Raw genomic sequence first — 19,232 nt, 5'->3', positions numbered from 1 at the left:
GCTTCAGCGCCCGGGCGTCCAGGCCTCGTAGTCGCCGGTCGCCGGCGGGGTCTTGTTCTCGCCGAGGGTCGAGCCCGGGGGCCGATAAGCCAGCGCGGTGCCGGTCCAGTTCTGCTCATGCGGCTGCTGCCACTCGCGCGGCTGATAATGCTCCTCGGAAGGCGCGACATCGACGGTGTGATGCAGCCAGCCATTCCAGCCGGGCGGAACCTTGGAAGCCTCGGCCTCGCCATTATAGACGACCCAGCGGCGCTGGATGCCGAGCGCCTTGTCCTTCACCCCCCCCTTGGTGCGGTAATAGACATTGCCGAACTCGTCCTCGCCGACCTTCTCGCCGAAGCGCCAGGTGTGGAAACGGGTGCCCATGGTCTGGCCATTCCACCAGGTGAAGATTTGCAGCAGCGTCTGATTCATCGCTCTCGTCCGCTCGGCTCGGGCTCGCGCGACTTATGGCGTCAGCGCCCGCCCCTGTCCAGTCTGCACGGCGCAGAGGCGACGTTCTGAAGCGGCCCAGCGCATTTTCGAGTGAAGTCGATACGGGTTCGCGTGAGAATTTTCGCGATGCGAAGAAGCGCGGAAGTTCTCTAGCGCAGGAGCGAGCGGGCTGTCGGCATCAGGCGAGAGATCTCGGGCGGCCGGGCCACCAGGGCGGCGAAGCGACCGAGCGCAGCGCTGCTCGGTTGCAAGGCCGCGATCAGCCGGGCCGGCTCGGAAACGCCGCCAGGCCGCAGCACCGTCACCACGACGGTCTCGCCCTCGCGTACCGGCAGGCGGAGGAAAGTATTTGGCGCATGCTCACTGACCAGGCTGGCCGCGATACGGGCACCCAGAGCCCGAGCAGCCTCGCCAACGGCATCCGCCAGAGCGACCGCGTCTACCTCGCGGGTCGCCGGCAGGAGATGATGGATGGCGACGAGCCAGAGCGGTCCCGCCCTGTCATCGCCGCCACCCGGCGCCGGACGCTCGACACCCGCCTCCGCAAAGGCCTCCCGCCCTGCCGCCGGCTTGAGCAGCAGCACGTCCTTCGAGTCGAGCATCGTCGCATTCGCTGCCGGCCCATGCTCCGCCCAGACCGATCCCGTATAGAAGCCCGTCAGGGCCTGCTTCCGCCGTTCCATATCCGGAAAGCCGCGGAACCAGACGAAATGGTCGGGCTTGTCGAGATCGCGGAACTGGCCGACCACGCTCATCCCGACCGCCTCCTGCGTCTCGACGAATTCGCGGTCGAACAGCTCAATCAACGTCTCGCGCTGCCCCGGCACGAGCCGATAGCGCCGTAGCTCGAAGACCCGGTCCCGCGGTCGCTCACTCCGGTCGTCCAGCATCGACGCATTTACCTCTCGTGAACAGGTTGATCATCCTGTTTTAGGAACAAACAGGTTGTCTTGTTTTATCGGGGCGCTAGAGTGACAACCCACGTCAGGAGCGAACATGGCCGGGCGCATCCGCAGCAATGATCCCGAGGGCGTGCGCCGCCGCATCCTCGATACCGCCTTCGAGGCCTTCCAGGCGGGCGGCTACCATGCCACCAGCGTTCAGGACCTGCTCCGGCTCAGCGGCCTCAGCGGTGGCGCCTTGCATCATCATTTCCCGACGAAGAAGGCGCTCGGCCTCGCCGTCCTGCGCGAACGCGTGGCGCCGGCGGTCGAGATGACATGGATCGCGCCCGTGCGCGAGGCGGCGAGCGCGCGCGAGGGCATCGTGCAGGTTCTTGCCGCCATCCGCTCCGAACTCGACCGGCGCGGCGCGGTGCGCGGCTGTCCGCTCGGCAACATGGCCAGCGAGCTCGCCCTCGCCGATCCCGATTTCCGCACTGTTGCGGCACATCTCTTCGCCGCCTGGCGCAGCGCCATCGCCGCGAAGCTGCGCGAGGACGATGCGCCCGGAGATGCCGAGGCGCTCGCCAGCACCATCGTCGCTGCCTGTTCCGGCGCCATGGCGCAAGCGAAGGCGGCCCAGGATTCGGCCGCGCTCGCCGCCTGCGCGAATACTCTCGCCCAGCTGCTGACGTCGCCGCGCCATGATTCGACCATGATCGAACCTGTGCCGGCGCAGAGCCGGAAAGGCCGAAGAGTCTCTGTCTCCAGTGACTTGGCCGGGCCCGTGCAGACCGAGCTTGCGTTGGAGTGATCCGACCGGCCGGATTCACCACCGGCTAACTATAGTTGTTGAGAATTTTAGCCTTTCCTCATCGCCCGGGATCGCCCACTCTCCCCGGGCCGTCGTGATTCCTCACGTGATTCCGAAGGCTTAGCCGGGGCCTTGAAACTTATCCCCAGAACTCACATCTACCTACAAGATGTCGTGTCCACAGAGTTTGCCGGACACTAATCCTTGACGCCGCGACCCAAACGGGACTAGTTTTTGACGGTCGCGTGACGGCTGGCGGAGACGCCTTCGACACCCGCAAAAGAGTTCCCAGAGGGGTCGAGACGTTTACCGCGCGGCGCGCCAACACGGCGGCAGCGAACGGCGACGTGCGGTCCTGCTGGCCGCATCCGGAGCCTGACGGCGGGGCCACACCGCCGCAGGACCCAGGGGCATCAAACCGAGTTGGGCTGACATTGGAGCCGGTGATCAACCGGCCGCGCGGGGCATAAATGCCCGCGGCATGCATTGGGGACGATCATTATGCGCATCGAGCGCCGCTATACCTCCGCCGGAACCTCGCCCTATCAGGCGATCCCCTTCCGTTCGGCCGTCAGCGAGATCCGAAATCCCGACGGCTCGATCGTGTTCCGCCTCGAGGGTATCGAGGTTCCGGAAGATTGGTCGCAGGTCGCCAGCGACGTGCTGGCCCAGAAGTATTTCCGCAAGGCCGGCGTGCCCGCCCGCCTGAAGAAGGTCGAGGAGAACGACGTCCCGTCCTTCCTCTGGCGCTCAGTTGCCGACGAGGCCGCTCTGGCCAAGCTGCCCGAGGGCGAGCGCTACGGCTCCGAGATTTCCTCCAAGCAGGTCTTCGACCGGCTCGCCGGCTGCTGGACCTATTGGGGCTGGAAGGGCGGCTATTTCTCCTCCGAGGAGGATGCCGCCGCCTTCCATGACGAGCTGCGCTTCATGCTCGCCAGCCAGATGGTCGCGCCCAACTCGCCGCAATGGTTCAATACCGGCCTGCACTGGGCCTATGGCATCGACGGTCCCAGCCAGGGCCATTTCTACGTCGACTTCAAGACCGGCAAGCTGGTGAAGTCGAAGTCGAGCTACGAGCACCCGCAGCCGCATGCCTGCTTCATCCAGGGCGTGCAGGACGATCTCGTCAACGAAGGCGGCATCATGGACCTGTGGGTCCGCGAAGCCCGTCTCTTCAAATATGGCTCCGGCACCGGCTCGAACTTCTCGATGCTGCGCGGCGAAGGCGAGAAGCTCGCCGGCGGCGGCCGCTCCTCCGGCCTGATGTCCTTCCTCAAGATCGGCGACCGCGCCGCCGGCGCGATCAAGTCGGGCGGCACGACGCGCCGCGCCGCCAAGATGGTCGTGGTCGATGCCGACCATCCGGATATCGAGACCTATATCGACTGGAAGGTGAAGGAGGAGCAGAAGGTCGCCGCCCTCGTCGCCGGCTCCAAGCTCGTCCAGAAGCACATGAAGGCCGTGATGAAGGCCTGCGTGAACTGCGAGGCCGATGGCGACGCCTGCTTCGATCCGGAGAAGAACCCGGCCCTGAAGCGCGAGATCAAGCTCGCCCGCAAGTCGGCCGTGCCGGACAATTACATCAAGCGCGTCATCCAGTTCGCCCGCCAGGGCTATACCGAGATCGGCTTCGACACCTATGACACCGACTGGGATTCGGAGGCCTATCTCACCGTCTCCGGCCAGAACTCGAACAACTCGGTCTCGCTGACCGACGACTTCCTGCGCGCGGTCGAGACGGATGGCGACTGGAACCTGACCGCCCGTACCACCGGCAAGGTCACCAAGACGCTGAAGGCCCGCGACCTTTGGGAGAAGATCGGCTACGCCGCCTGGGCAAGCGCCGATCCCGGCCTGCATTTCAACTCGACGATGAATGACTGGCACACCTGCCCGGCCTCGGGACGCATCCGCGCCTCGAACCCGTGCTCGGAGTACATGTTCCTCGACGACACCGCCTGCAACCTGGCTTCCGCCAACCTGCTGCAGTTCTACGATCGTGACACCAAGGCATTCGATGTTGCGGCTTACGAACATCTGTGCCGGCTCTGGACCGTCGTGCTCGAGATCTCGGTGACGATGGCGCAGTTCCCGTCGAAGGAGATCGCCGAGCTCTCCTACGAGTACCGCACCCTCGGCCTGGGCTATGCCAATATCGGCGGCCTGCTGATGACCATGGGCCTCGGCTACGATTCCGACGAGGGCCGTGCCCTTGCCGGCGCGCTGACCGCGATCATGACCGGCATCTCCTACGCCACCTCGGCCGAGATGGCGGGCGAGCTCGGCCCCTTCCCTGCCTATAAGAAGAACGCCAGCCACATGCTGCGCGTCATCCGCAACCATCGCACCGCCGCCCATGGCAAGGCCGATGGCTATGACGGCCTCAAGGTCACGCCGGTCCCGCTCGACCACGCCACGCTGAATCGCCTCGGGGGCTCCGGCCCGGCGCTGGCCTCCCATGCCAAGGCGGCCTGGGACCAGGCGCTCGCGCTCGGCGAGAAGCACGGCTACCGCAACGCCCAGGCGACCGTGATCGCGCCGACCGGCACGATCGGCCTCGTCATGGATTGCGACACCACCGGCATCGAGCCCGACTTCGCCCTGGTGAAGTTCAAGAAGCTCGCCGGCGGCGGCTATTTCAAGATCATCAACCGCGCCGTTCCCGACGCGCTGCGTGCGCTCGGCTATCGCGAGGCGGATATCGCCGAGATCGAGGCCTATGCCGTCGGCCATGGCTCGCTGGCCCAGGCGCCGGGCGTCAACCACAGCTCGCTGCGCGCCAAGGGTTTCAGCCAGGAGAAGATCGACGCGGTCGAGAAGGGCCTGAAGAGCGCCTTCGACATCAAGTTCGTCTTCAACAAGTGGACGCTCGGCGAGGACTTCCTCACCGGCGAGCTCAAGGTCCCAGCCGAGAAGCTCAACGACATGTCGTTCGAGCTCCTGCCCTTCCTCGGCTTCTCCAAGGCCGAGATCGAGGCCGCCAACGTCCATGTTTGCGGTGCGATGACGCTGGAAGGCGCCCCGCATCTCAAGCCCGAGCACTACAGCGTCTTCGACTGCGCCAATCCCTGCGGTCGCATCGGCAAGCGCTATCTCTCGGTCGAGAGCCATATCCGCATGATGGCGGCGGCCCAGCCCTTCATCTCGGGCGCGATCTCCAAGACCATCAACATGCCGAACGACGCCACCGTCGAGGATTGCAAGAGCGCCTATCTGCTCTCCTGGAAGCTGGCGCTGAAGGCCAACGCCCTCTATCGCGACGGCTCGAAGCTGTCGCAGCCGCTGAACTCGGCCCTGATCTCCGACGAGGACGATGAGGACGATGCGGTCGAGACGCTGCTGCAGCAGCCGATGGCGGCCCGCGCCACCCAGGTCACGGAGAAGATCGTCGAGCGCATCGTCGAGCGCATCGAGCGCAACCGCGAGCAGGAAAAGCTGCCGACCCGCCGCAAGGGCTATACCCAGAAGGCCAAGATCGGCGGCCACACGCTCTTCCTGCGCACCGGCGAATATGATGACGGCCGCCTCGGCGAGATCTTCCTCGACATGAACAAGGAAGGCTCGGCGCTGCGCGCCTTGATCAACAACTTCGCCATCTCGGTCTCGCTCGGCCTGCAATACGGCGTGCCGCTGGAGGAGTATGTCGACGCCTTCACCTTCACCCGCTTCGAGCCGGCGGGCTTCGTCCAGGGCAACGACTCGATCAAGAACGCGACCTCGATCCTCGACTACGTCTTCCGCGAGCTGGCGATCTCCTATCTCGGTCGCTACGACCTCGCCCATGTCGACCCGTCCGAGATCGGCAATATCGGGCTCGGCGGCGGTGACGGCCAGGGTACGGCGGCGGCCGCAGCGACTGCGGCGCAGTCCTCGATCTCGAAGGGCCTCGTCCGCTCCCGGGCCGACAAGCTGATGCTGATCCCCGGCGGAGCCGACGCGCCGCGCCCGGCGACTGTGGCGGCCCATGGCTATGCCGCAGCCGGCGCCACGGCGCTGAAGCAGGAGGTGCAGGAAGAGGCCTATGGCGACGCCGAGATGGCCAAGCTCGGCTTCGCGGCTCCCGCCGCGCAGCCCAGCACATCGGAGCGCCGGGCCGAGGCGATCATGAAGGGCTATGTCGGCGACAGCTGCTCGGAATGCGGTAACTTCACGCTGGTGCGGAACGGGACCTGCCTGAAGTGCAACACGTGTGGATCGACCACCGGCTGTTCCTGATATGCCGAGTTGATGATCTTGATGTAGGCGCTCCCGAAGTTTGGTTCGGATTCTACCCAAAGGGCGCCCACCCGGAATTTGCCTCACCCAGGAAACCCCTGCCGCTGACCAGCGGTGGGGCCGAATTCCCGAAACCTATGGATTGATCAGCGCATTCAAGAAGCCGATCGCCCCGCGAGGGCCCGCATCAGGAGTCCGAAGCGCCCGCGGCAATTTCACACTTTCCCGCCGCGGCGCAGCTTTTAATTGCGAGACCTGCGGCTGGACAGTCGGCACATAGCCGGCGTCAAGATGCACGGCCGGGCGAGACCGATCTGGCTCTGCGAGTACGCGACTGGTCGCTCTCGGCTAACGGGCTGGTGGATCGTGGTCGGACGTGGGCCGCGACGAAACCATTCCGGCCGTTCTGCAAAATGGGGATACTGCGACCGGGGTTGTCAGGAATGGAACGGATGGCAAGCAGGCGACGGTGGTGGATCGTCCTCGCCGGGGCGCTCGTCGGCTATCTGCTGCTTGCCTATCTGATGCTGCCCTTCCTGTGGCGTCATCATGAACATGAGCCGGGCCTCGCATCCCTGCCGATGGTGACCCGGACCGCAAGCGGTATCCCGGGCGATGCGCTCAATGTCGGGTTCGTCGGCAGCAGGGACGACGGCCTCCGCGCCATGCAAGCGGCAGGTTGGTACCCGGCCGACCCGATCACGTTGCGGACCAGCATCGAGATTATCGGCAGCGTGGTACTTGACCGTCCCTATCATCAGGCGCCGGTCAGCCCGCTGTACTACGACGGAAAGAAGGAACAGCTCGCGTTCGAGAAGCCCGAGGGCACGAGCGCGGATCGTAGACACCATGTGCGCTTCTGGATGGTCCTGGAGAAGGGAAGCGACGGGCGGCCCGTCTGGCTCGGCTCGGTCACGTTCGACCGGAGTGTCGGCTTCAGCCATGATACCGGTCAGGTGACGCACCACATTGCACCCGACATCGACGCAGAGCGTGACTTGCTGATGCGGGACCTCGGCACGGCCGGGATGGTCCAGAATTATTTCCAGATTTCCGGCGTGGGCCCAACCTTGTTCGGTCGGAACGGCGAAGGCGATCCCTACTACACTGATGGTGAGATCCGTATCGCCACTTTGACAATCGGCGGCATCAGGCGAGCCGAGCCGCCTGTGACGATCCCTGCGCCTCCGCTCATAGCGCTCAAGGATCAAATCTGGCACGGCGTCAGCAATGCGATCTCGGATTGAACTGCGCCTTCGTGTTGAAATCTGCCCGCTTACCCCTCGCCGGTTTACAGATCCGAGTTGCCTGCTTGGCGGGTATGTGCCGAGACCGAGCACGACCGCAAAGGGCGGCATTATTCCGTATTCAGACAGTCGGAATATGCCACGAAGGGTATGCCGTGCGCTAACGCGCTGAACCAGCTCAATAATATCGCTGCCCCGTGATTTAATTTGCTTGAGCACGACCGGGTGCAGCTGATTATTTCGGCTGTCGATCTCGCGGCTGAAATGAGGAGCGAAGTTCTGCCCAATCGGACATGAACTTCCGCAAGATCGAGGGAGGCGGCACCTGGTGCCGCCTCCCTCCGCCAGGTCGGCAAAAAGAACGATTTTCTTTGCCATGCTGAAATTTGGAAGCTTCATTGCGTGTGCCGCCATGGACTTCCATTTCATCGAAATCGTAGAACTTCCGGGCTGTTCTTTTTTCAGAACGATCTGGAGTCGCCTCATGCCGATCTCGTTCGGTCGCATCAGCAACGCATTTCGGTCGCTGGCGGTCGCCGCCGCGCTTGGGGGTCGCCAGCCCGTCGCTGGCAACAGGGACGATTACCGTCGGCGTCGGCGACAATATCCTTGGTCTAGACCCGACGGATCTCAACGACTCGGTCTCGCTCTCGGCAAGCCGGCTTTTCTTCCAAGGCCTCTATGGCTTCGATCGCGACCTGAAACTGGTTCCGGTGCTGGCCGAGAGTACGGAGGTCAATAGCGACTCGACCCAGTACACCGTTCACCTGCGGCGCGGTGTCAAATTCCATGACGGCACGCCGTTCGATGCCGCTGCGGTCAAACTGAACTATGATCGGCTGCGCGACCCGGCCAACCGCCTGAAGCGCCAGAGTCTGCTGGAGGCTGTCGACAAGGTCGAGGTCGTCGACGAGTTCACCGTCCGCCTCATTCTCAAGGCGCCGTCGGGCGTGTTGCTCAACTATCTCGCCCATACCGGCGCCTCGATCCTCAGTCCCAAGGCGATCGCGCAATATGGTGCGGAAATCTCGCGCCATCCGGTCGGCACAGGCCCGTTTGTCTTCACGAGCTGGACGCCTGACACGCTCAAGGCCGCGCGCAACCCGCAGTACTGGCGTCAGGGTCTGCCGCGCCTCGACGGCGTCACGATCCGCAGCGTGCCCGAAAGCGGCGCGCGGCTCGCCCTGTTGCGCTCCGGCGAAGCCCAGTTCGTGTTTCCCCTCCCCCCTGAGACGGTTCAGCTGATCGAGCGCGACGAACGCTTCGCAATCGACAAGACGCCTTCGATCGTCATCCAGTATACGACCCTGAACACCCGCAAGAAGCCGTTCGACGATGTCCGCGTCAGGCAGGCCTTGAACTACGCGATCGACAAGACCGCCTTCGTCAAGGTCGTCTATAACGGCTTCGGCATTCCCATGGACGCACCGGTCGCACCGGGCATCGCTTTCTACAGCAAGCAGGGTGTCTGGCCCTATGATCCGGCCAAGGCCAAGCAACTGCTGGCGGAGGCAGGCTATCCGAACGGGTTCGAGACCGAGATCTGGAACTTCAGCAACACGCTGAACAACCGGGCCTCGCAGTTCCTGCAGCAGCAGCTGGCGCAAGTCGGGGTCAAGGTCGCGGTCAACCCGCTCGAGGCGGGCGTGGCGACCACACGGCTCTGGGGCGCCAAGACCCCGGAGGAGGCCGAGGTGCGCATGTTCTTCGGCAGCTGGGCGCCTTCGACGGGCGATGCCGACTGGGCCCTTCGGCCGCTGCTGTCGAGCCGCAGCTATCCGCCCGCGCTCTACAACCTGTCCTATTTCAAGAATGACACGGTCGACGCGGCGCTGCAGAAGGGATTGTCCACGGCCGATCCGAAGGAGCGCAAGCTCGCCTATGACGAGGTCCAGAAGCTGGTCTGGGAGCAGGCGCCCTGGATCTTCCTCTCGGTCAACACGCTGGTGGCTGGTCGCGACAAGCGCCTGACAGGCCTCACGCAGCAGCCCGATACCGCCCTGACCTATGAGGAAGCGGACCTGAAATAGGCCCTGCTGCGATGAACGGGCCTGACCTGCTCGACGTCCAGGATCTCTCGCTCAGCTTCCCCGCCGAGCGAGGCCGCACGACCGTGGTTCACGGACTGCGGCTGACGGTCAGGCCAGGCGAGACCGTGGCGCTCGTCGGGGAATCCGGATCGGGCAAATCGGTCGCCTCGCTGGCGATCACCCGCCTGCTCGACTACGGGCCAGGCCGCATCGATGCGGGGCGCATCCTCTATCGCGATCGTGACGGCAAGGTCCGCGATCTCGCGCAGGAGGATGCCGAGACCATGCGCAGGCTGCGCGGGCCCGAGATCGCGATGGTCTTCCAGCAGCCGATGAGTTCGCTGAATCCGGTCATGCGGATCGGAGACCAGATCGCCGAAGCCATCGTGGAGCACCGGCACCTCGACCGGACCGCTGCGCTCGCCGAAGCGCGGCGCCTGCTCGAGCGGGTGCGGATTCCCGACGCCGCCCGTCAATTGCGAGCCTTTCCGTTCGAAATTTCGGGCGGCATGCGGCAGCGGGCGATGATCGCGATCGCGCTGGCCAGCCGGCCGAGGCTTCTCATCGCCGACGAGCCCACGACCGCGCTCGATGTCACCGTCCAGGCGCAGGTGCTGCGTCTGCTGCGCGAGCTCCAGCGCGACCTCGGCACCGGACTCTTGTTCATCACCCACGACATGGGCGTGGTTGCCGAACTCGCCGACCGCGTGGTGGTGATGCGCGGCGGCGAACGCCTCGAGGATGGCGCGGTTGGTGCCGTCTTCTCCGCGCCCTCCCACCCCTATACGCGCGAGCTGCTCGCCGCCGTGCCCGTCCTCGGCAGCCTCGATGGCGAGGCCCTGCCCATGCCGTTCCCGGAACCTCCCGCACCAACCGGACCGCAGGACACCGTCACGTCCGCATCGCCGGTGCTGGAGGTTCAGGATCTGGTCACACGGTTCGACATCAGGAACGCGCTCGGTCGTGTTCGGGCCCGGGTCCATGCTGTCGAGCGGGTGAGCCTCGCTATTCGCCCCGGCGAGACCCTCGCGCTGGTCGGCGAAAGTGGTTGCGGCAAGAGCACGCTCGGACGCAGCATCGTGCGTCTCGAAGAGCCCTCCTCGGGCAGAATCCTGTTCCGGGGCGAGGATGTCCTCGCGGCGGTTCCGAATACCGTCGCGGACGGCGCTTTGCGCCGCGGCATCCAATATGTCTTCCAGGATCCGTTCAGCGCGCTCGATCCGCGTCTGACGGCCGGCTTCTCCGTCGCGGAACCGATACGGACCCACGGCCTCCTCAAGGGGCCCGCGATCACGCGCCGGGTCGAAGAGCTGTTCGAGCTGGTCGGCCTCCCGCGCGAGTTCGTCTCGCGCTACCCCCATGAGCTCTCGGGTGGCCAATGCCAGCGTGTCGGGATCGCGCGCGCCCTCGCGTCGGAGCCGGCATTGATCATCGCCGACGAGGCCGTCGCGGCGCTCGACGTGTCGATCCGCGCGCAGATCGTCAATCTGCTGATGAGCTTGCAGCGCAAGCTCGGTCTAGCCTGCCTGTTCATCTCCCACGACATGGCAGTGGTCGAGCGGATCAGCCACCGTGTCGCGGTGATGTATCTCGGGCAGCTCGTCGAGATCGGGCCACGGCAGGCGGTGCTCGCCTCGCCGCAGCACGCCTATACGCGTCGCCTGCTGAGCGCCGTCCCCGTGCCCGATCCCTCGCGGCGACGGGACGAGGTCGCGATCGACGACACGGAGGTGCCAAGTCCGCTGCGAGCTCCAGACGATCTGCCGGAGGTCGCCCCGCTGGTCCAGGTCGGACCGGACCATTATGTCGCCCGGCACCGTGTGGGAGGTCTCTATTGAGGACGAAGCGATGCACACCGTGCTGAACGCCGGTCAGAGGAACGAGAGCCGATGCTCGCATTCTTCCTGAAGCGGCTCCTCGGCGCGCTGCCGGTGCTGTTCGCCGTTTCGCTGTTCGTGTTCGGCTTCGTCCGGCTGTTGCCTGGCGATCCGGCGCGGCTGGTTGCGGGGGCGGATGCCACGGAGCAAGAGGTCGCCTCTGCGCGCGAGGCGCTCGGGCTCGACCGGCCGATCTGGGACCAGTACCTGCGCTATGCGGGAGCGAGCCTTCGCGGCGACTTCGGTACCTCGAGCCGCACGCATGAGCCGGTGATCGAGGTCATCGGGGCGCGCTTCCTGCCAACCCTGTGGCTTACGCTGGCCGCGATGGGATGGGCGACCTTGACCGGAGGCCTGCTCGGCGTCTGGGCCGGCGTCAAACGCGGGCGATGGCAGGATCAGGCTGCCATGCTGGCGGCGATCGGAGGCCTGTCCTTTCCCGGCTTCTGGCTCGGCCTTCTGCTCATCGATCTGTTTTCGGTCCATCTCGGCTGGCTGCCGACCGGAGGTTACGATGGATGGCGTTCCCTCATCATGCCGTCATTCACGCTCGGCGTCGGTGTGGCCGCCGTGCTCGCCCGCTTCACGCGCTCGGCCTTCGTCGATGTCGCCGGCGAGGATTTTGTTCGCACGGCGCGCAGCAAGGGCCTGACCGAACGACGCGTGATCTGGCGCCACGCTGCGCGCAATGCCTTGATTCCGGTCGTCACCCTGACGGGACTGGAATTCGGAACGCTGCTGGGTGGTGCAATCGTGGTCGAGACGGTGTTCGCATGGCCGGGTTTGGGACGTCTGCTCGTCGACAGCATCGCCTTCCGCGATTACCCCGTCATTCAGGCGCTGATCCTGCTTCTTTGCGCAGAGTTCGTGCTCATAAACCTCGTGGTCGACATCCTCTACGGCGTCTTGAACCCGGCGATCCGGTTGCGACCATGACAGCACCCGCCATCCGCTCGCCCGCCCGGGAATTCTGGCGGCGCTTTCGCCGCAGGCATACGGCGCTCCTGGCGGCTGCCGTGATTGTCCTCATCGTCCTTGCAGCGGTGTTTGCGCCGTATATCGCGCCATATGATCCGGCCGCCGCCGACTATGATGCGCTCCTGCAAGGACCGACGCTGGCCCATCTCGCGGGAACCGACTCCTATGGCCGCGACATATTCAGCCGGATCCTCTGGGGCGGCCGCGTCTCCCTCGCCGTCGGTCTGATCTCGGCGTTGGCCGGCGGTTTCGTCGGCACGATGATGGGGCTCGTCAGTGGCTGGAGTGGTGGCTGGGTCGACGCCGTTCTGATGCGGCTATGCGACGTGCTATTTGCATTTCCCGGTCTTCTGCTTGCCATTGCAGTCGTCGCCCTGCTCGGCCCGGGGGTGGGAAACGTCATCTGGGCTGTGGCAGTGTTCAGCGTGCCGGTTTTTGCCCGGCTCGTCCGCGGCAGTACGCTGGTGCTCAAGCAGGCCCAGTACGTCCAGGCGGCTCGCAGCATCGGCGTCTCCAGGTTCAAGCTGATCCTTTATCACATCCTGCCGGGGGCCCTGCCCGCAGTGATCGTCTATATGAGCCTGCGCATCGGCTCGGCTATTCTTGTTGGCGCGGCGCTCTCGTTCATTGGCCTGGGGGCGCAGCCGCCGAGCTCCGAATGGGGCGCCATGTTGGCGGATGGGCGCAGCTATCTCGGTGTGGCCGATCACCTGACGCTTTTCCCTGGCCTCGCAATCTTCGTCGTGGTCCTCAGCTTCAACGTGCTGGGCGACGGACTTCGCGATGCGCTGAACCAGAAGCTGCAATGAGCGTCGGCTGTCGGGACTGTCGGCGTTTCCGGAGGCGCTCTTCGGCCACAGACATAAATCGCTGCCCGGTCGTGTCGTTTCAGCCAACAGCGAACCGCCCGGTAGTGGCCTCAGCAATTCCGCTTCCGGCTTCGCAAGGTAGATCCAGTGTGCCCAGTCGTCGGGCCCGCTTCAGATCGGCGCAAACAGGCAGTTGCTGACGAGTTCCAGTTTGCAGGGCTTGGCGACCGCCATGCAGTTTTCGCCAAGGGTCGTGCTGCGCTCGCTGCCGAGTACGGCGGCAGAGGACCTGAATTTCGCGAGCATGTCTGCGTCGGACAATGGGCGCCCCCGATCGCCACGAGTGGTGATGGCCTCGCATGAGGCGATCTGACCCGATTTCAGGACGATGCGCAGGCGCGCCAATCTCTCCGCTGGAAAGCGTCGAGAGAATTCGGGCGACTCGACGAGCCGAATACGGCTGAGCATGTCGCGGATCGCGGGATCGCCCAAGCCGTCGGCGTCGATCTCGTCGGCACCGAGCCGCCCGCGAACGATGTAGGCGGCCAGTGGGAAGCCGATGGCATACTGCGCCGCCTCCGTCGTCATCGGGAGCTGTACACCCAGCCGCACGGCCTCGTGGAACGTCTCGACCTCAACATAGTCGATCTCGGATGCCTCAAAGACCTGCTCGGAGAGGAGACGACTTGCCGCCTCGATCGCCGGCTGGGCCCAGCGGCAGACCGGCCAGGGCTTGAAATACTGGTCGAGGATCAGCCAGCGCTCGCCGAGATCGGCCCAGATCGCCGCCTGTTCCGGCGCTTCCAGCGTGATCGCCGGCGCGCCCGTGAAACCGTCCTTCGCCAGATAGGCGGCGCTGACGCCGGCCAGCGCACCCCAACCCGAGCCGTCCTTGACCATCGTGGGATGGTCGATGCAGCGCATCATCTGGCTGCGCGGGCCGTGATATTCGGCGATGCCCAGGGCATGACGGGTGCGCTCGCGGTCGAGGCCGAGCAGACGAGCGACGATTGCGGCGCAGCCGAGCGCGTTCCAGGCGCCGGAGGTGTGCTAGTCGCAGGCGCTGCCATGCAAGGCGATGCCGGCCCGCGTCGCGATCTCGTAGCCGAGGACGAGGCAGGTCAGCAGGGCCTCGCCGTCGAGGCCGCCGCCATCGAGCAGTCCCTCGGCGTCCGCGACGGCCAGGAGAGCCGGCAGGACCGCGACGCCGGCATGGCCCTTGGTCAGGGCGTGGCCGTCATGGGCGTCGAAGGAATCGATGGTCGTGGCTCCGGCGAAGGCTGCGCCCGCCGGGCTCGCACGGCGCCCGTCGAAGAGCAGACGCGCGCCCTTCCGCCCGGCGCCGAGATGGTCGACCGCGAAATCATGCGCGATGCGGGAGAGCCGGGTCTGCCGGCCACTGACGGCGACGCCGACGAGATCGAGTAGGCAGCGGCCGGCCTGATGGACGACCTCGGCCGGCAGGCGCGAGAAGGTCAGCTCATGGATGAAGTCGATCGGGCCGGTCATGCTGATACGCGCTCGCTGTTCGAGATCAGATTGCGGAGCAAGGCGCCGACCAGGGCGGGGTCGCTGTCGCGGGCGGTCGGCAGGCGGCGCCGGGCCGCTTCGCCATCGGCTTGCGAGAGCTCCGCGATGATGAGCTCCGGCGCGGCCCCCGCCCGCGCGAGCTCGTGGCCGGAGGCATCGAGGATGCGCGACCCGCCCCAGAACGCCGCGTCGCCGCGCGTGCCGCAGTGGTTGGCGAAGAGCGTCGGCAGGCCATAGGTCGTCGCGGTATGGGCGAGATTGATCTCCCAGCCGCGCGGATTGTCGAAGCCGTCGCCGACCGCACCGAGCGCCGAGGCGGCCGGCAGCAGCAGCAGGCTGGCGCCGCCGAGAGCGGCGAGCCAGGGCAGCGCCGGGTTCCAGGCATCGGCACAGATGAGCGTGGCGGCGTGCCAGCCTGGCGCGAGCTCGGTCGGAGAGAGATCGTTGCCGCGGGTGTAGACGCGATCCTCGCACAGGGCGCCGTAGCCCGGCAGGTTGAGCTTGCGGTGAATCGTGAGCAGCTTGCCGTCGCCGAACAGGCCCTGACTGTTGAAGAAGCGGCCCTGTTCGCCGCGCTCGATGAAGCCGGCCGACACCGCGATGCCGCGTGCGGCCCCGGCGAGGCGCATGAGCGCTTCGGCATCCGGTCTCAGAGCCAGCTTCTCGCAATCGGGCGCCGCGAGATAATCCGTCAGGGACAGCTCCGGGAACAGCAGCAGCTCGGCGCCCTGCCTGCGCGCCTTGGCGATGGCGTCGAGATGCGCGGCAAGGTTTGCGGAGAGATCGGCCGGCTCGCACAGGATCTGGGCAACGGCGACCTTCAGAGACGACATGGGGGCCTCGCGGGACAGCCGGAGGCGCGGCGCGCCTCCGGCTTGGTTGCAGCGCGATCAGACCAGCGACTGCGCCTTGAGGAAGCCGGCCGCAACCTCCTCGATGCTCTTCTTGTCGACATCGACCGAGGCGTTGAGCCTGGCCATCGTCGCATCGTCGAGCTTGGCGGAGAGCCCGTTCAGGAGCTCGCCGAGCTTCGGATTCTTGTCGAGCGTCTCCTTGCGGATGACGGGCGTCATCGCATAGGTCGGGAAATAGCCCTTGGTGTCGGTCAGGATGACGAAATCGAAGGCCGGGACGCGCCCGTCCGTGGCGAAGACCAGGCCGACATCGACCTGGGCGTCGCGCAGCGCCTGGTAGACGAGGCCGGTATCCATGCGCACCACGTTCTCGCGGCCGAAATCGAAGCCGTAGACCTTCTGCAGCGGGGCGAGCCCGTCGGGGCGGGCGTAGAATTCGGCATTGCAGCCGAATTTCAGCGCCTGGCCGCCCTTCACCTTGGTTGCGAGGTCATCGAGTGTCCTGACGCCCTTGGCCTCGGCGTCCTTCTTGCGCATGGCGAGCGCATAGGTGTTGTTTGCCTTGGACGGATCCAGCCAGACGAGCCCCTTGGCGGCATCGAGTTCCTTGACCTTGGCGTAGGTCGCAGCCGCATCCATCTTGTCCGCGACCTTGTTGAAGGTGATCAGCGAGGTGCCGGTATACTCCCAGTAGAGGTCGATCTGCCCGGCCTCCTGGGCCTGGCGCAGCGGCGCGGTGCCGAGCCCGGCGCGCTTGTCGACGGTGAAGCCCTTGGCCTTGAGCAGCTGCGTCGTCATCTCCGCCATGATCTGCTGCTCGGTGAAGTTCTTGCCGCCGACGACGATGGTCTGCGCCTGCGCGGCGAGCGGCAGGGCGGCGAAGGCCAGGGCGGCGGAAGCGAGTCCGAGGAAACTGCGCTTTAGCATGGTCGTAATCCCCTTTTCTAGTTGTGTTGACCGCTGCTCAACGCAGCGGGTTGACGCCTTTCGGGACCAGCCAGAACTGGATCTGGCCAATCAGGAAATCGATGAGCACGGCGAGCAGCGCCGTCGGGATCGCACCCGCCAGCAGCATGCTCGGCTCCATCAGGTCGATGCCGGTGAAGATGAGTTCGCCGAGGCCGCCGCCACCAATCAGGAAGGCCAGCGGAACCGTGCCAATATTGATGGCGAAGGCGGTGCGCACGCCGGCGAGGATGACGAAGACGGCGTTGGGCAGTTCGACCCGCCGCAGGATCTGGCCCGGCGTCATGCCCATGCCGCGCGCCGCCTCGATCAGGTGCTGCGGCACCGAGCGCAGGCCGGCGATGGTGTTGAGCACGATTGGCAGCAATGTCAGCACGAACAGTGCGAAGATTGCCGGCGGCGAGCCGATGCCGAGGAAGGACATTGCGATCGCGAGCAGAGCGAGCGTCGGGATGGTGGTGCCGAGATTGACGATCTGCGTCACCGCGTCGGCGAAGATCTCGAAGCGCGGACGCGTCAACACAATGCCGAGCGGAATGCCGACGACGAGCGCGATCGCGCCGGAGATCGCGGCGAGCGTGAGATGCTGGCGGATGAGATAGGTGACGTCCTGCGAATGGCCGAGGATAGCGGGGATGGTGCCGCGCGCCTGCAGCCAGGCCCCAAGTGCGAAGGCGCCGAAGACGACGAGCCAGCGAAGCGTCCCTGCCAGGCCCGCGCGCGCCATCTCAGCTTTCCCGATAGGTCGCGCCGAGCACCTGGGTGATGCTCTTCTGGGTGACATAGCCCTTGTAGAAGCCGTCATCGTCGACGCAGGCGAGCCAGGTCACGCCATGGGTGAACATCTGCGAGACGGCGGTACGCAGGTCGTCGCGGATGTTGACGACGCCGGGCAGCGGTTCCTGGTGCTCGCCGACCGTGCCCTTGCGCTCGCGCGCCTCCTCCAGCCGCACCACGCCGCGGGCCCGGCCGCGAGGGCCGACCATCACGATCGAGACATGGCCATGCTCGTCCATCAGCTTCACCGCGGTGTCGAGCGTATCCTCGGCGCGCACGCGCGGCGGCTCGGCCATCATCGCGTCGGTGACCTTGATCAGCCGCAGCCGCTTCAGGGTCCGGTCCGAGCCGACGAATTCGGAGACGAAGGCGTCGATGGGATGGGCGAGGATATTGTCGGGCGTGTCGTACTGGATCAGCTTGCCGTCGCGGAAGATCGCGATGCGGCTCGCCATCTTCACGGCTTCGTCGATGTCGTGGCTGACGAAGACGATGGTCTTCTTCAGCTCCGCCTGGAGCTTCATGAACTCGTCCTGGATCACCTCGCGGTTGATCGGGTCGATCGCGCCGAAGGGCTCGTCCATCAGCAGCACCGGCGGGTCGGCGGCGAGCGCGCGCACCACGCCGACGCGCTGCTGCTGTCCGCCGGAGAGCTGCTTGGGATAGCGCTTGAGGAAGACCGACGGGTCGAGATTGACCATGTCGAGCAGCTCGGCTGCGCGCTTGCGCGACTTCGCCGCCGGCCAGCCGAGCAGGTCCGGCACGACGCAGATGTTTTCCTCGATCGTCATGTTCGGAAACAGTCCGATCTGCTGGATGACGTAGCCGATCGAACGTCGCAGCGCGACCTCGTCGACTGCGGCCGTGTCCTTGCCATCGACATAGATCCTGCCCGAAGTCGGCGGGATCAGCCGGTTGATCATCTTCATCGTCGTGGTCTTGCCGCAGCCCGAGGGGCCGAGCATGACGCAGACGGCGCCGGCCGGCACCTCCATGTCGATGCGATCGACGGCGATCATCGTCCCGAAATGCTTGGAGACCTGCTCGAGACGGATCATTTCAGCTTCAATCCCGGCGAGGTGAGCAGGCGCTGTGCGAAGAGCAGGCCGTAATCGGCGAGGATCGCGAGCAGGCTGACCGCGATGGCTCCCGTCAGGAGCTGGCGGATGTCGGTCTGCGAGATGCCGCGCGAGATGAAGGTGCCGAGCCCGCCGGCGCCGATATAGGTCGCGATCGCGGCGATCGCGATATTCAGCACCACGGCGCTGCGGACGCCGTTCAGGATGACCGGCAGCGCGAGCGGCAGCTCGACGCGGCGCAGCCGCTCCAGCGTGGTCATGCCCATGCCGCGCGCCGCTTCGCGCAGCGCCGGATCGACATTCATGATCGCCGTATAGGTGTTCCGGATGATCGGCAGCTGCGCGTAGAGGATGAGCGCGATCACCGCTGGCAGATAGCCGATGCCGTGACCGATGGTCGAGAGCAGCGGGATGAGGATGCCGAACAGCGCGATCGAGGGGATCGTGATGATGATCGAGGCGACGTAGAGGACAAAGTCTGCGGCGCGCCGATTCTGGGTGATAGCGATGCCGGTCGGCACGCCAGTCAGGATCGCGACGCCGACCGAGACGGCGACCAGCGAGACATGCTCGAGCATGCGCTGCCCGATCACCGGAAGATTCGCCATGATGAAGGCGATCGTGTCCACTGTCGTTCCCCGCCGACGGTTATCCGTCTTGCAGCGAAAGTGTCGATCAGAACCGTTCCAGCCTCGGGCCGGGAAAGCGACATCGCATGTCGCGCTTGCGACCTGCCGTGC

At 65.7% G+C, this 19,232-nt stretch carries 15 protein-coding genes and 1 pseudogene; 7 read left to right on the top strand and 9 right to left on the bottom strand.

All coding sequences use genetic code 11. From position 1 onward, the window contains the following. Positions 1–3 precede the first annotated feature (3 nt). Together EV560_RS14930 and EV560_RS14925 are read right to left on the bottom strand one after the other, a co-directional pair. A complete protein-coding gene (locus tag EV560_RS14930; RefSeq protein ID WP_131856559.1) occupies positions 4–414 on the bottom strand; it encodes an NADH:ubiquinone oxidoreductase subunit NDUFA12 in 411 nt (136 codons plus the stop codon). Between the two features lie 170 nt (positions 415–584). After that, a complete protein-coding gene (locus EV560_RS14925) occupies positions 585–1,325 on the bottom strand; it encodes an NIPSNAP family protein (RefSeq protein ID WP_131856558.1) in 741 nt (246 codons plus the stop codon). Between the two features lie 106 nt (positions 1,326–1,431). Between EV560_RS14925 and EV560_RS14920 the strand changes: the two genes are divergently transcribed. The 7 genes from EV560_RS14920 to EV560_RS14890 all read left to right on the top strand — a co-directional run bounded on the left by EV560_RS14920 (position 1,432) and on the right by EV560_RS14890 (position 13,286). Further along, on the top strand, positions 1,432–2,130 hold the full coding sequence (locus EV560_RS14920) for a TetR/AcrR family transcriptional regulator (RefSeq protein WP_131856557.1): 699 nt from the start codon (positions 1,432–1,434) through the stop codon (positions 2,128–2,130). A gap of 501 nt (positions 2,131–2,631) precedes the next feature. After that, the gene (locus EV560_RS14915) at positions 2,632–6,345 is read left to right on the top strand and encodes a vitamin B12-dependent ribonucleotide reductase (RefSeq protein WP_131856556.1); all 3,714 of its coding nucleotides are present in this window, start codon (positions 2,632–2,634) and stop codon (positions 6,343–6,345) included. A 443-nt stretch (positions 6,346–6,788) separates the two neighbouring features. After that, positions 6,789–7,592 (top strand): LssY C-terminal domain-containing protein, encoded by an 804-nt coding sequence (locus EV560_RS14910; RefSeq protein WP_465247008.1) that lies wholly within the window; start codon positions 6,789–6,791, stop codon positions 7,590–7,592. Between the two features lie 545 nt (positions 7,593–8,137). After that, positions 8,138–9,622 carry a glutathione ABC transporter substrate-binding protein gene (locus tag EV560_RS14905; protein ID WP_131856555.1) on the top strand — a complete coding sequence of 495 codons (1,485 nt, stop codon included), beginning with the start codon at positions 8,138–8,140 and terminating at the stop codon, positions 9,620–9,622. Positions 9,623–9,633: 11 nt separating this feature from the next. After that, entirely contained in the window at positions 9,634–11,460 is a 1,827-nt protein-coding gene (locus EV560_RS14900) for an ABC transporter ATP-binding protein (protein ID WP_131856554.1), read from the top strand. Positions 11,461–11,511: 51 nt separating this feature from the next. Continuing rightward, positions 11,512–12,435 carry an ABC transporter permease subunit gene (locus tag EV560_RS14895; protein ID WP_131856553.1) on the top strand — a complete coding sequence of 308 codons (924 nt, stop codon included), beginning with the start codon at positions 11,512–11,514 and terminating at the stop codon, positions 12,433–12,435. Further along, positions 12,432–13,286, top strand: coding sequence for an ABC transporter permease subunit (locus EV560_RS14890; RefSeq protein WP_131856552.1), 855 nt, complete (start codon positions 12,432–12,434; stop codon positions 13,284–13,286). Before EV560_RS14895 ends, EV560_RS14890 begins: the two co-directional genes overlap by 4 nt. Positions 13,287–13,457: 171 nt before the next feature. On the opposite strand, the gene EV560_RS36395 is transcribed toward EV560_RS14890, so the two are convergent. The 7 genes and pseudogenes from EV560_RS36395 to EV560_RS14855 form a co-directional block, all read right to left on the bottom strand. Continuing rightward, positions 13,458–14,039, bottom strand: a complete 582-nt coding sequence (locus EV560_RS36395; RefSeq protein WP_282568858.1) for an MmgE/PrpD family protein — start codon at positions 14,037–14,039, stop codon at positions 13,458–13,460. Between the two features lie 66 nt (positions 14,040–14,105). Beyond that, positions 14,106–14,795, bottom strand: a pseudogene (locus tag EV560_RS36050) (MmgE/PrpD family protein); the annotation flags it as partial. Next, positions 14,792–15,649 (bottom strand): nitrilase-related carbon-nitrogen hydrolase, encoded by an 858-nt coding sequence (locus EV560_RS14875; RefSeq protein ID WP_131856551.1) that lies wholly within the window; start codon positions 15,647–15,649, stop codon positions 14,792–14,794. The pseudogene EV560_RS36050 and the gene EV560_RS14875, both read right to left, overlap by 4 nt. Positions 15,650–15,706: 57 nt before the next feature. Beyond that, positions 15,707–16,597 carry a glycine betaine ABC transporter substrate-binding protein gene (locus tag EV560_RS14870; RefSeq protein ID WP_131856550.1) on the bottom strand — a complete coding sequence of 297 codons (891 nt, stop codon included), beginning with the start codon at positions 16,595–16,597 and terminating at the stop codon, positions 15,707–15,709. Positions 16,598–16,634: 37 nt separating this feature from the next. Beyond that, positions 16,635–17,363 carry an ABC transporter permease gene (locus EV560_RS14865; RefSeq protein ID WP_131856549.1) on the bottom strand — a complete coding sequence of 243 codons (729 nt, stop codon included), beginning with the start codon at positions 17,361–17,363 and terminating at the stop codon, positions 16,635–16,637. Position 17,364: 1 nt separating this feature from the next. Then, entirely contained in the window at positions 17,365–18,471 is a 1,107-nt protein-coding gene (locus tag EV560_RS14860) for an ABC transporter ATP-binding protein (RefSeq protein WP_131856548.1), read from the bottom strand. Then, entirely contained in the window at positions 18,468–19,121 is a 654-nt protein-coding gene (locus EV560_RS14855) for an ABC transporter permease (RefSeq protein WP_282568856.1), read from the bottom strand. The genes EV560_RS14860 and EV560_RS14855 overlap by 4 nt, the downstream gene beginning before the upstream one ends. Positions 19,122–19,232: the final 111 nt, after the last annotated feature.

This window comes from Allobosea sp. BK604, from assembly GCF_004341515.1.
Lineage (GTDB): Bacteria > Pseudomonadota > Alphaproteobacteria > Rhizobiales > Beijerinckiaceae > Allobosea.
The sequence above is the reverse complement of the archived record's forward strand: the minus strand, read 5'-3'. Positions and strand labels throughout refer to the sequence as shown.